The sequence below is a fragment of the Pseudonocardia sp. DxW genome, from assembly GCF_058448985.1.
Genome location: NZ_JBZFLK010000018.1, coordinates 1 through 12,009, shown reverse-complemented (window position 1 = coordinate 12,009; position 12,009 = coordinate 1). Strand labels below are relative to the sequence as shown.

The following is a 12,009-nucleotide window of genomic DNA, read 5'->3' as shown; positions in this document are numbered from 1 at the left end:
TTCATGCCTTCGCCGGAGAGCCGAAGGCGTCGATGGTTGCGGTGGTGGTCGTGGGTGCCGCGGTCACAGCGGGAGATCAGGGGCGTCCACGCCGACCACCCGGTCGCCGCAGAAGACCCGGACCGGCTCGTCCGGTCCGTGACCACCGATGCCGGCCGGGCCCCAGAAGCTCTGTGCGGAGCCGTCGCCGAGGTCGGCGAGCTTGGCCCCGTTGACCCGGACCTCGCCGGCCAACAGCCGTGAGCCGACCTCGATCGCGCGGTCGGTGTCCGCGCCGAACACGTAGGCGTCGAGTCCCGAGGGGTTCGCGTTCGCGATGCGGACGGCGTCGTCGGTGGAGCCGACCGTGTGCAATGAGGCGACCGGGCCGAACAGCTCGGCGGTGGCGTCGGTGGGATCGGCGCCGGAGGCGATCGTCGGGGACAGGAAGTACCCGTCGAGGGCCGGGAGCTGTGCCGGTCGGTGGATCGTCGCTCCGAGGTCGCGCAACCCGTCGATCCTGGCCCGGAGGGTCGTGAAGTGGGGTGCGTTGGAGATCGGGCCGATCTCGGTGTCCTCGTCGAGCGAGTGGCCGACCCGGAGCCCGGCGATGCGTTCGGTCAGGGCGTCGAGGAGCGGAATCGCCAGCTCGTGGTGGGCGAGGATCTTGCCGGGCCCCTCGCACCACTGGCCGTTCAGCTTGGTCAGCCCGTCGACGATTCCGTCCGCGGCGACGCCGACGTCGGCGTCGTCGAGGACGAGTGCGGGATTGTTGCCGCCGAGTTCGAGCTGGAGGACCTTGAAGTCCTCGATCCCCGCCCTGGCGATGGCGCTGCCCGCTCCGGGCCCGCCGGTGAACGACACGACCCGGATGCGCCGGTCGCCGGTCAGCGCGGCGCCGACCTCGCCGCCGCCGTGCACGAGCTGCAGTGCCCCGCGGGGCAGGCCAGCCTCGACGAAACACTCGACGACGATCTGGGCGCTGCTCGGCGCGTGCTCGGAAGGCTTCAGCACGACCGGGCATCCCGCCGCGATCGCACTTACGACCTTGGCCGCGGGGATGAAGCTCGGACCGTTCCACGGCGTGAGGATCGCCGCGGGTCCCCACGGCACCTTGTACAGGCGTACGTCCCGACCGCCCGCGGCCAGTGCCGTCACGCGAGGTATCGCGACCAGGTCGGCGGCGGCCGCCCGGATCCGGGCGGGCAGGAACGCCGCGACCTTCCGAGTGACGCCGATCGGTGTGCCACTGGTCAGCGAGTCGGTCCGGGCGATCTCCTCGGCGCGACGCTCCAGGGCGACCGCGACCCGCTCGAGCACCTCGGCGCGCTCGCGCCGTGCGTCGTCGTCCCACCGGCCGACGTCGTAGACCCGCGCGGCGTGCTGCAGCGCCCGTTCGAGCTCGGCCGGCGCCGTCGTGACCGCGGGGTGGAGGGGCTCGCGGGTGTTGGGGTCGAGGTTCCACGTGTCCGGGACCGTCTCGCACGCGCTCCAGCCGTCGGCGATGTAGTTGACCGGCTCGGGAGTGCTCGGCTCGCTGTACGACATGCCGGTCACCCCTGCGCCGGTTCGTCACTGCCGAGCTCGACGACGATGCGGGTGACATCGCCCGAGCCCATCGCCTCGAACCCCTCGTTGATCTGCTCGAACGGGATGACCTGCGTGACCATCTCGTCGAGCTGCAGCCGTCCCTGCTGGTAGAGGCGTGCGAACTGGGCGATGTCCGCGCGCGCCTGACCGGATCCCATGTACGAGCCGACGAGCCGCTTCTCGCTGAAGAAGAACTCCGACGCCGGAACGCTGATCTCGGTGCCGGCCGGTGCGATGCCGACCACGCAGGCCGTTCCGGTCGGGCGCAGGACCGCCACGGCCGTCGCCGCGGTGTGCGCCGTGCCGACCGCCTCGAAGGCGTAGTCGACCCCGTCCCCCAGCAGCTCGGTGATCCGAGCAGCGACGTCGCCGGATCCACCGTGGACGACATGGGTGGCCCCGTAACCGCGCGCCGCGCGCAGCCGCGCGTCATCGAGATCGACGGCGACGATGGCCGAGGCCCCCGCCAGCCGTGCGCCCTGGATGACGGCCGACCCGACCCCGCCGCAGCCGATCACCGCGACGGTGCTTCCCGGCCGCACCCGGGCACCGCGGAACACCGCGCCGACACCGGTGGTGATGCAGCACGAGAGCAGGCATCCGACCTGCAGCGGCACGTCGTCGGGCAGCGTCACCAGGGCGTTCTCCCGCATGAGGACGTGCTGCGAGAACGCACCGATGTCGCCGAGCCGCGCGACCTGTCGGCCGTCGTCGAGCCGGAACGCCGGTCGCGGACGGTGGCGCACCTGCTCGACGCGTTGACACTGGGTCGATCGTCCGGCGTCGCAGTTGGTGCACCGCCCGCACGACGGCGTCAACGCCCCGGCGACACGATCTCCCGGCTGCACACCGGTCACCGCCGGGCCGACCGACTCGACCACGCCTGCCACCTCGTGCCCGAGTACCACCGGCAGCTCGGTCGGGACGGTACCGGTCATGTAGTGCAGGTCGCTGTGGCACAGCCCGACGTGGGAGACCGCGACCCGGACCTCGTGCGGTTCCGGTTCGTCGACCTCGATCGTGGTCAGCCGGAGTGGCTCGTTCACCGCGGTGAGCACCGCGGCGCGGGTGTCCATCACGTCGTTCCCTTCCTCGTGCGTGGTGTCGTGCCGGCACCGGTCGTCGCCCGCACGGCCCAGAAGCCGGCGATGCCGTCGGCCAGCACGCCGCTGTCCCACGCCTGTCGCGCGGCGGCGTCCTCGCGGGCGAAGGCCTGTTCGATCTCGTCGGGCCGGGGCCGCAGGAGCATCAGATGGAGTGCCGTGGTGTTGGTCTCCGGCGTCCACCCGCGGACGGTGTCGACGGCCCGGCCGATGAGCTCGGCCGGCTCGACGAGGTCGTCGAGCAGCCCGATCCGCAACGCCTCGTCGGCGCCGATCCGCGGGGAGCCGAGGATCATGCGGATCGCGTGGTTGCCCACCAACCTGGTGAGCAACATGCTGGACGCGTTCGAGATCGTGAGCCCGCGGCGGTTCTCGGGCTGGTAGAACTCGGTGGCCCGGGTTCCGATGCGGGCGTCGCAGCAGAACGTGATCTCCGATGCTCCGCCCACGGCCAGTCCGTTGACCGCCGCGACGACGGGGACACGGGTCGTCAGGATCGCGCGCGTGATGTCGTGGAAGGTCTCGAACGCCTCTCGGACCTCGTCGTACGTCCGGGGCGCAGCCGCCAGGTCCTCACCTGCGGAGAAGGCACGCCCCTCGCCGGTGAGCACGATCCCACGGACGGTCTCGCCGTCGCCGTACCCACGAACGGTCTCGGCCAGCCGTCGCCGGGCCTTGACGGTCAGCGCGTTCAGCTTGTCCGGCCGGGCGAGAGTCACGACGGCGACGTCACGGACGATGTCGACCTTCACCATGTCCGGGCCGCTGCGCGGGGGGCCGCAGAGCCGGTGACCACCCAGGTCGTAGGTGACGCCCGGCGTCTCGGCAGCGCGCGCGGTCAAGGCAGGCTTGCTGATCCGCTCGGACGGGGTCCTGGGGAAGTCCGTCACGAACTCGACGTATCGCGGGACCTTGAACCGGGCCAGTCTCCGCCGGGCGTTCCCGACGATCCGTTCCGCGGTCGCACGCCCGTCCGCGACGCCGGCGGCGAGCTGGACGAACGCCTTGACCTCCTCGCCCATCATCTCGTCGGGTTCGGCCACCACGGATGCAGCGACGATCGCATCGTCCTGCTCCAGCGTGGCCTCGACCTCGGCACTGGCGACGTTCTCGCCGCCGCGTCGCACCATGTCCTTGATCCGTCCGACGAGGCGGATGCCGTCCGGGTCCCGGACGACGACGTCGCCGGTGTGCAGGCGGCCGCCGCGCATCACCTCCGCCGTGTCCTCCGGGCGGTTCCAGTAGCCGTTCATCATCGGTACGCCGACGACCACCATCTCTCCGGGCACGCCGTCGGGTACGTTGCGGTCGTCCGGGTCGACGACCCTCACCTGCTTGGTCGGCACCGGACGCCCGAGCGAGCCGCTTCCCACGGCGTCGACGTCCTCGACGGGGCTGATCAGGTCGATTCCCGACTCGGTCATGCCGAAGACCTCTCGCCACGGCGCACCCCAACGCTCCTCGAGCCGGGCGTGCAGTCCCGCCGGGATGCCGGAGCAGAGGACCAGGCGGAGGTCGTTGTCCCGGTCGTCGGTGCGCGCCGGCTGCTTGAACAGCAGCGTCGGCATCGAGCCCAGCACGTAGACGAAGGTCGCCCCGTGGCGCCGCACGTCGGCGAGGAATCCGGGGGCCGAGAAGCGTGGCAACACGACCAGTGGAGCGGCGACGGTCAACGCGAGTGCGGTGTTCCACTGCGGATCCATGTAGGAGAACGGCTGGGCCGTGAGCAGCACGTCGTCGGGCCCGAGGCCGGTCGACGCGGCGCAGACCCAGCCCAGCCGGACCCAGTAGTCGTGACTGAGCATGCACGCCTTCGGGAACCCCGTCGTTCCGGAGGTGTACTGCAGGTTCGCGAGGGTTCCCGCGTCGACGGTGACCGCAGGGGCGGCCGCCGGGAATCGATCCGATCCGTCCTCGGCGACGTCCACGATGACCATCCCACCGAGAGCAGGATCCGAGGTCGCGACGTGCTCGACGAGCGGCGCCCGCTCGTCGTCGGTGAACACCACCCGCGCGCCCGAATCCCGCAGCACGTGGGCGAGGTCGCCCCGGCGGTACGAGCAGTTGATCGGTACCGCGACCGCGGCCGCCTTCAGGACGGCCAGCCACACGACCGGCCAGTGGACGACGTTCGGCAGCATGATCCCGACGCGGTCACCCGCGCCGATCCCGTCCACCTCGATCATCCGGTGTGCAAGGCGGGAGGTCCACGCATCGATCTCGGCGAAGGACCAGGACTCGTCCCCGAAGCGCAGGAACTCCGCGTCCGGCGACCGAGCAGCGCACAGTGCCATCAGACCGTTGATCGTCGGGATCGGCGGATCGTCCCCGATCCGGTCAGATGCCACGGTCATCTCGACCTCCTTCGGGTGTTCGGGACGTCATCCGGAGTCGCTCGGCCGACCGATCGACGATCCATGTCATCGTCGGATCGGGGCTCTCCGTCCATTCCGGATGCCACTGGACGCCGAGGACCGGCGCACCGGGAAGCTCCACCGCCTCGATCACGCCGTCACTCGTCCGGCCGGTCACGACGAGTCCGCTGCCGCAGCGGTCGACGGCCTGGTGGTGCCAGGAGTTGGTGACCGCCCGCTCCCCGAACAGACCCGCGGCCGCCGAGCCGGGAGCGAACGTCACCTCGTGGTCGACCACACCGTCGCTGGGCGCCGACTTCGTCGAGACGTGCTGCACCGCTCCGGGCACCAGGTCCTCGACGAGCGTCCCCCCGAGCGCGACGTTCAGGACCTGCATACCCCGGCAGACGCCGAGGATCGGCACACCCTGCTCCAGCGCGGCCCCCACGAGGGCGAGCTCGTACTCGTCCCGCTCGGTGTCATGGGCCATCGGATTCGTACGCGGATCGGCCCCGCCGACGACTGCGGGGTCACCACCCCAGAACTTCGGGTGCACATCCTGTCCACCGGTGATGACCACCCCGCACAGCCACCGGGAGATCGCCCGTGCGTCCGTGTCGTACGGCAGATGGACCGGCAGTCCGCCGGCCCCGGCGATCCGAGTGGCGAAGTCCGACATGAAGCTGTCGGTGCACCGGTCGCCGTAACGGTCGTCCGCGCCGGCGATGAGGTCCAGCCGGAACCGCCGGCCGGTGATACCGATGGGCGGCCGTGGTGTGGAGTGGGCTGCGAGCGGCGCGTTCACGGCAGCTCGAAGTACCGGGTCGACTCCCACTCGGACAGTTCCGCGGAGGGGTCGCCGCCCGCCGTGTGGAACTGCATCCACTCCCAGCGGCGCGAGGCGATCCAGAAGTCGACGAACTCGTCGCCGAGAAGCTCGCGCAGGACGGGGTCGGAGTCCAGCGCCGCCGCCGCCTTCGTGATCGAGTCCGGGATGCGCTCGATCCCCAGGCCCGGCGGGAGGCACCACGCCATGTCGGTGACCTGCTCGGGTGGATCGATCGTGCGCTCGATCCCGCCGATCACACCGGCCAGCACCCCGGCCATTGCCAGGTACATGTTGGCGTCCGCGCCGGGAAGCCGGTACTCGAGACGGGACTGCGTCGGGTGTCCGCAGACCGCCCGTACGGCGGTGGTCTTGTTGCTGATGCCCCAGGTGCTGGTGACCGGTGGACCACTGAGATCCACCAGGCGCCGGTAGGAGGTGATCTGCGGCAGCACGATCGAGGTGTTGCCGTCGATCGTGGCCAACAGCCCACCGATCGCGTGCTGCATCGTCTCCGAGGGCCCGTCCGCGGCGTAGAAGGCGTTCGCGCCGTCCCGCTGGAGGGACAGATTGATGTGCGAGGCCTGGCCGTAGCCCGCCGTGGGCTTGGCCATGAACGTCACGGAGTGGTTCTGCTCGAACGCGACCTCGCGCATGACCTGGCGGGTCCGTGCCCACGCGTCGCCGAGCGCGATCGGGTCACCGGGCGCCAGGTTGAGCTCGATCTGGCCGGCGGCGTCCTCGTCGCTCCAGGCCTCCCAGTCGATGCCGACCTCGTCCAGGCGATCGGCGACGGCGGTCATGTAGTCGATCCAGTCCTGGGACTTCGCGAGGTGATAGGCCGTGCCCGCGCTTCCGCCCAGCGGGGTCAGATCGCGGTAGCCACGCGAGCGCGCCACGTGGACGGATTCCTCGAAGACCGTCGCCTCGATCTCGATCGCGACCGTCGCAGTGAAACCGCGCGACGCGAGGCGCTCGACCATCTTCCGGAGGAGGTTGCGAGGGCAGATCGGCACCGGCGTGCCGTCCTTGAGCCAGTAGTCACCGATGACCGACTGCACACCGGGACGCCAGTCGACGAGGGTCGACATGTCCGGACGGAGGAACACGTCGTCGAGATGGCCCCGCCAGTCCGGGAAGGCCGCGCCGAAGACCGGAACGTTCCCGAGATCAAGACCGAACAGCAGATCCGCGAACGCGAACCCGGAAGCCCGGGACGACGCGAACTTCGTCGGCGTGACGCTCTTCCCGAGCAGACAGCCCTCGTGGTTGGTCGCCTCGAGCCGGACCGTCCGGGTGGGTGTCGCGCGCTCGGAAACCGGAGCGCCGGGTGCAGTGAGCTCAGGCATAGTAACGAACCTTCCACGACGCACCCGTCATGACGGACAGCTGCGACAGAGTGCCCTGGATCCCGAGCGCGCCGGAGAAGAGCACTGCGACGAGGTCGTCCGCGCCGGAGAACACGCCGGCGAGGGTGTCCGGAGATCCCGCCATCAGATAGCTCGTGACGCCCTCGCCGACGATGGTCTGCTCCACACCATCGGGACCTTCGGTGACGGCGACCAGGACGTCGGGCATTCCCGGCAACGAGCTCGTGGCATCCCAGAACCGGTGCGCGGCCGCACGCCAGTCCGGCAGCGGCGGTGTCAGTGCCTGCAGGACGGCGGCCGCCAGCTCTTCGTCACCGGATGGGGCGGCGACCGGCGCGAACCGCGCGTTCAGATCGACGGTGACGGTGGCGTCCGGCTCGGCCGACATTCCCCGGCAGATGTCGATGCCGCCGCGACCGAGAGTGATCGTCGCGGCTTGTGGCGTGTCATGGGAACGAACCACCACCGCCCCGGTCGCGCCGAGCAGGGCGGCAGGGACATGGCCGATCCGGGCCGAGTCCCGCAGCGCACGAGCAAGTAGCCGCACGACCGGGATCGCATCGTCCTCGATCCTGACGTCGATACCTGCGGCATCCGCAGGCGACGTCGCGATGGACGTCATCACTTCGGTCATCCTTCGGTCCTTCCGACTTCAGGAACCCTCCCGGCACGCCCTGCGTCACCGGAGTTGGTCAATTGACTGGATCGCTTGACAATGATGCGTCCGGCGTCACACCCTGTCAACAGTCGTTTCGGCAACTCGGAGGGAGAAGGCGTTCATGACCACGTCGCCGCCCCCGTACTGGGACCGCCTCGACCCCGATGCACGTCGGGCAGCCCGGGCGTTCGCGGAGGTCACGACGCGGCCATTGCGCGAGCTCGGGCCCGAGGCGGCGCGAGAGCTGCTGTCGACCACACCGACCGGCGACCACCGAATGCCGGTCGACCGTGTCGAGGAGATGGCAGTTCCCACCCGGTCCGGGCCCCGGCGAGCCCGGCTCCACCACCCGACCTGCCCGCGCACGCGGAGTCCACGACCCGCCCTGCGGTATCTCCACGGTGGTGGGTTCGTGCTCGGCGGACTCGAGGGAGTCGACCCGCTACGCGACGACGCCGAGGCCTGTGCCGAGCGCATACGCGACCACGACGTCCCGGTCACCACGATCCGCTACGCGGGAGTCATCCACGGCTTCGTCACCGAGGTCGGCCCCTGCACCCGGACCGATGTGGCGGTCACGGACGTGGCTGAGTACTTGCGCGCGGCCGCCGCCATGGAGGCCCCGCCGCAGACCGTCCGACCGACCACCGGGATCGACGCGACACCCCCTCGACGCCGCCGGCACCGGCCGGCCGAGACATCCCCACCGCAGAACCACCAGAAGGTAGTCACCATGAATGACCGGACCGTGTCCACCGCCCCCGTCGTCGACGTCCTGTGCGTCGGAGCGGGCTTCTCGGGCCTCTACGCCGCCTACAAGGCAGCCGAGCAGAACTGGGCGTTCGCCGGCTACGAGGCGGCACCCGACGTCGGCGGCACCTGGTACTGGAACACCTATCCCGGCGCCCGGTGCGACGTCGAAAGCGTCTACTACTCCTACTCGTTCAGCGAGGAACTCCAGCAGGAGTGGACCTGGAGCGAGAGGTTCGCCCCGCAGGCGGAGATCCTCAGCTACATCAACCACGTCGCCGACCGCTTCGACCTCCGCCGGCACTTCCGCTTCAGCACCCGGGTGACGGCGGCGACCTGGCTTCCCGACGAGCAGGTCTGGGAGCTCACCCTCGACTCGGGCGACACCCGGCGGGGCCGCTACCTCCTGGCAGGCTCGGGTGGGCTGTCGACGCCGAAGGACGTCGACGTGCCGGGCCTGGACGACTTCACGGGCCTCACGGTGTCGACGAGCCGCTGGAACATCACCCTGGAGGAACTCGCCGGCAAGCGGGTCGCCGTCATCGGCACCGGATCATCGGGCGTGCAGTGCATCCCGCTCATCGCCGGGGTCGCCGAACACCTCACCGTTTTCCAGCGGACGCCCACCTACGTCTTCCCCGCCCGCAACGCCCCACTCCACGACGACACCGTCGCCGAGATCAAGAACAACTATCCGGCCCTCCGAGAGGAGTGCCGGTACTCCCCCGGCGGCATTCCGGACCGTCCGGTGACCGCCAAGGCATTCGATGTCTCGGCGGAGGAACGACAGGAGCGCTACGAGCGGGCCTACGAACGCAGTGGATTCCTCGGCGTCGGCTCCGAGTTCGCCGACCTGCTCACCGACCCGGAAGCCAACGAGACGGCGGCGCAGTTCATGCGCGGCAAGATCCGCGAGATCGTCGACGACCCGCAGACCGCGGCGGCGCTGGAACCCCGATTCCATCCCCTGGGTGCCAAGCGGAGTTGCTTCGGCACCGACTACTACGAGACGTTCAACCGCCCGAACGTCTCGGTCGTCCCGCTCCGCGAGGAGCCGATCCGGTCGATGACCGCCGACAGCATCGTCACCTCCACACGTACCCACCAGGTCGACGCCATCGTGCTCGCCGTCGGCTTCGACGCCTTCACCGGACCGCTGTACGCGCTCAACGTCTCGGCGCCCGGGGCCGGCTCGCTGCAGGACGCGTGGGCGGACGGGGTTCGGACGTATCTGGGCATCATGACCGCGGGTTTCCCCAATTTCTTCATGATCGCCGGTCCGCAGAGTCCCGCGCTGGCGAGCAACGTCGTGGTCACGATCGAGCAGGCCGTCGACTGGATCACCGAGCTGATCGCGCATGCACGGTCCACCGGCGCCGACGTCGTCGAACCGACCACCGAAGCCCAGGACGACTGGGTGCAGATCACCGAGGACACCGTCGCCCGGACCCTCTACGCGAACACCGACTCCTGGTACCGCGGATCGAACGTGTCCGGCAAACCCACGACCTTCCTCGGATACGTCGGTGGCGTCGGCACCTACCGGAGGATCTGCGAGGAGGTGGCCGGACGCGGCTACCCGGGTGTCGAGATCGGCGGTGGCACGGTCAGCCGTCGCCTCGGCAGGATCGACGATGCGGTCACACTCGCGGCCGCGACGACCGGCAGGACGGAGGTGCAGACGGACGTCGCCGCCGTCGGACGATGAAGGTCGTCCACCAGCGCTACGTCGCCCACTCCGATGCCCACTACGCGGGCAACCTGGTCGACGGTGCGTTCGGCCTGAAGCTGTTCGGCGATGCCGGAACCCACCTGGCCATCGCCGTGGACGGCCACGAGAGCCTGTTCGCCGGATACTCGTCGGTCGAGTTCCTGGCCTCGGTGCACGGTGGCGACGTCGTCGAGATCGAGGCGCGCCTTGCCGCGAAGGGGAAACGGAGCAGAACCATCGAGTTCGAACTGCGCGTCATCTGTCGCACCGTCGACGGCAACGGACGGGCCGAGGTGCTCGCCGAACCGATCGTCGCCACCCGCGCCCGCGGGACAGGTGTGGTACCCGCAGACGTCGGGGCACCTGTGCAGCGACCCTAGCCCCCGTGTCCGCGCGATCCGCCGTCCGCAGCGAGCGGCACTCTCACGAGGCGCTCAGGCCGATCACCGGGTCACCCGGATCAGCCTGAGCGGCCGGACAGCGGAGCGCCCGTGCGCTCCCGAGCGAGCTGTTGCGCCACCCACGTTCCAAGGACCTCGACCGCCGTCGAGATCTCACCGGAGACCACCGAGGGGTCGTCATTGGTCAACCAGCTGAGAACATGACCGTCGGCGATCGCCGCGACCATCGTCGGAATCCGATCGATGAGCGCCTCGCCGGCCGGAGAGTCGTCGGCGAACTGGCGCAGCACGGCACGGCTCGTGGCGTAGGAGTCCTCGTAGACCTTGACGGCGAGGTCGCCGTGCTGGCGGCGTGCCCACAGGATGAGCTCGAGAGCCGCCACCGAGTACTCGGACTCCTGCGAGTACCAGCTCATGAGGCGGCGCAACAATGCCGAAGAGGCCTGTGCGAGGTCGCCTTCACTCCCGTCCAACACGAGCACCTCATTGCACAGTATGCGGGACAGCTCGCGACAGACGGCGCCGAACAGGTCCTCCTTCGTGTGGAAGACGTAGTGCAGGGACGCCAGCGGCGCATTCGCCTGTTCGGCGATCCTGCGCGTCGTCGCTCCGTCGACACCGTGCTCGGCGATGACGACGACAGCGGCTGCGACGAAGTCGGCCCGCCGATCAGAGGCAGACTTGCGGGGCACCGGAGCCTCCCGGGAACAGGGTCAGTTGACTTGGTCAAACCGGTCGGGACGGACTCCACTGTACGTCCTCCGACCGCGGTCGAACCGTCCCTGGCGAACCGCCTCGATGTCACCCGAGCACGTGGATCGAGCCCGTGAACGCACGGCTGCCATCGCGGCCCCCACCGGTGGTCTGCCCGCGATCCTGTCAGCCACGCCGATCGCGACGCACCACGAAAGGCCCCACGGGCGGAGCGACGTGATCACACGGACCGAAGAAGAGTCCAGTTCAGAGCGGTGGGCGCGGCAGGGTTCGAACCTGCGACCGCTCGGGTGTAAAGCGCGTGCGAGACGTCTCACGACGCCTCTACCTGCGACGATTGTTCGCCCTTGCGCCCACCTGCTGTCTCCCGAACCCGTCGTTGCCGGGATTTCGTGTCACACTGAGGCGCACCGGGTCTGGTGGAGGCACTGGGGCGCCCCGGGTTCAGCGGAGTCAGGTGACTGGAATCTAGGCCACGACGATCTTGTTCTGCGTCTCGAACTCTAGCGGTGACAGCCAGCCCAGGGCGCTGTGCCGCCGGCGCCGGTTGTGC

Annotated in this window: 9 protein-coding genes and 1 pseudogene; 3 read left to right on the top strand and 7 right to left on the bottom strand. The window is 69.8% G+C overall.

Annotation, left to right across the window (positions count from 1 at the left end; genetic code table 11):
• Nucleotides 1–63: 63 nt before the first annotated feature.
• From ACVJO7_RS24715 to ACVJO7_RS24690, 6 genes are all read right to left on the bottom strand, one after another.
• Nucleotides 64–1,527, bottom strand: coding sequence for an aldehyde dehydrogenase family protein (locus tag ACVJO7_RS24715; RefSeq protein ID WP_491674856.1), 1,464 nt, complete (start codon nucleotides 1,525–1,527; stop codon nucleotides 64–66).
• Nucleotides 1,528–1,532: 5 nt separating this feature from the next.
• Nucleotides 1,533–2,645, bottom strand: a complete 1,113-nt coding sequence (locus tag ACVJO7_RS24710; RefSeq protein WP_491674961.1) for a Zn-dependent alcohol dehydrogenase — start codon at nucleotides 2,643–2,645, stop codon at nucleotides 1,533–1,535.
• Nucleotides 2,645–5,026: an AMP-binding protein gene (locus ACVJO7_RS24705; RefSeq protein ID WP_491674855.1), complete on the bottom strand. Its 2,382-nt coding sequence runs from the start codon at nucleotides 5,024–5,026 to the stop codon at nucleotides 2,645–2,647. Before ACVJO7_RS24705 ends, ACVJO7_RS24710 begins: the two co-directional genes overlap by 1 nt.
• Entirely contained in the window at nucleotides 5,010–5,705 is a 696-nt protein-coding gene (locus ACVJO7_RS24700) for a gamma-glutamyl-gamma-aminobutyrate hydrolase family protein (protein ID WP_491674960.1), read from the bottom strand. Before ACVJO7_RS24700 ends, ACVJO7_RS24705 begins: the two co-directional genes overlap by 17 nt.
• Before the next feature lie 122 nt (nucleotides 5,706–5,827).
• Nucleotides 5,828–7,225: a glutamine synthetase family protein gene (locus tag ACVJO7_RS24695; RefSeq protein WP_491674854.1), complete on the bottom strand. Its 1,398-nt coding sequence runs from the start codon at nucleotides 7,223–7,225 to the stop codon at nucleotides 5,828–5,830.
• A complete protein-coding gene (locus ACVJO7_RS24690; protein ID WP_491674853.1) occupies nucleotides 7,194–7,856 on the bottom strand; it encodes a hypothetical protein in 663 nt (220 codons plus the stop codon). Before ACVJO7_RS24690 ends, ACVJO7_RS24695 begins: the two co-directional genes overlap by 32 nt.
• A gap of 145 nt (nucleotides 7,857–8,001) precedes the next feature.
• Between ACVJO7_RS24690 and ACVJO7_RS24685 the strand changes: the two are divergent.
• From ACVJO7_RS24685 to ACVJO7_RS24675, 3 genes and pseudogenes are all read left to right on the top strand, one after another.
• Nucleotides 8,002–8,406 (top strand): annotated as a pseudogene (locus ACVJO7_RS24685) (hypothetical protein); the annotation flags it as partial.
• A 207-nt stretch (nucleotides 8,407–8,613) separates the two neighbouring features.
• Entirely contained in the window at nucleotides 8,614–10,338 is a 1,725-nt protein-coding gene (locus tag ACVJO7_RS24680; protein ID WP_491674959.1) for a flavin-containing monooxygenase, read from the top strand.
• On the top strand, nucleotides 10,335–10,721 hold the full coding sequence (locus tag ACVJO7_RS24675) for a hotdog fold domain-containing protein (protein WP_491674852.1): 387 nt from the start codon (nucleotides 10,335–10,337) through the stop codon (nucleotides 10,719–10,721). The genes ACVJO7_RS24680 and ACVJO7_RS24675 overlap by 4 nt, the downstream gene beginning before the upstream one ends.
• A gap of 80 nt (nucleotides 10,722–10,801) precedes the next feature.
• Here ACVJO7_RS24675 and ACVJO7_RS24670 read toward each other — a convergent pair whose 3' ends face one another.
• On the bottom strand, nucleotides 10,802–11,434 hold the full coding sequence (locus tag ACVJO7_RS24670) for a TetR/AcrR family transcriptional regulator (RefSeq protein WP_491674851.1): 633 nt from the start codon (nucleotides 11,432–11,434) through the stop codon (nucleotides 10,802–10,804).
• Nucleotides 11,435–12,009: the final 575 nt, after the last annotated feature.

Bases quoted from the DNA above. Each gene is read 5' to 3' on its own strand.
- ACVJO7_RS24675 (WP_491674852.1), top strand. From the start codon at position 10,335: ATGAAGGTCGTCCACCAGCGCTACGTCGCCCACTCCGATGCCCACTAC.
- ACVJO7_RS24690 (WP_491674853.1), bottom strand. From the start codon at position 7,856: ATGACCGAAGTGATGACGTCCATCGCGACGTCGCCTGCGGATGCCGCA.
- ACVJO7_RS24710 (WP_491674961.1), bottom strand. From the start codon at position 2,645: ATGGACACCCGCGCCGCGGTGCTCACCGCGGTGAACGAGCCACTCCGG.
- ACVJO7_RS24700 (WP_491674960.1), bottom strand. From the start codon at position 5,705: ATGTCGGACTTCGCCACTCGGATCGCCGGGGCCGGCGGACTGCCGGTC.
- ACVJO7_RS24705 (WP_491674855.1), bottom strand. From the start codon at position 5,026: ATGACCGTGGCATCTGACCGGATCGGGGACGATCCGCCGATCCCGACG.
- ACVJO7_RS24680 (WP_491674959.1), top strand. From the start codon at position 8,614: ATGAATGACCGGACCGTGTCCACCGCCCCCGTCGTCGACGTCCTGTGC.
- ACVJO7_RS24715 (WP_491674856.1), bottom strand. From the start codon at position 1,527: ATGTCGTACAGCGAGCCGAGCACTCCCGAGCCGGTCAACTACATCGCC.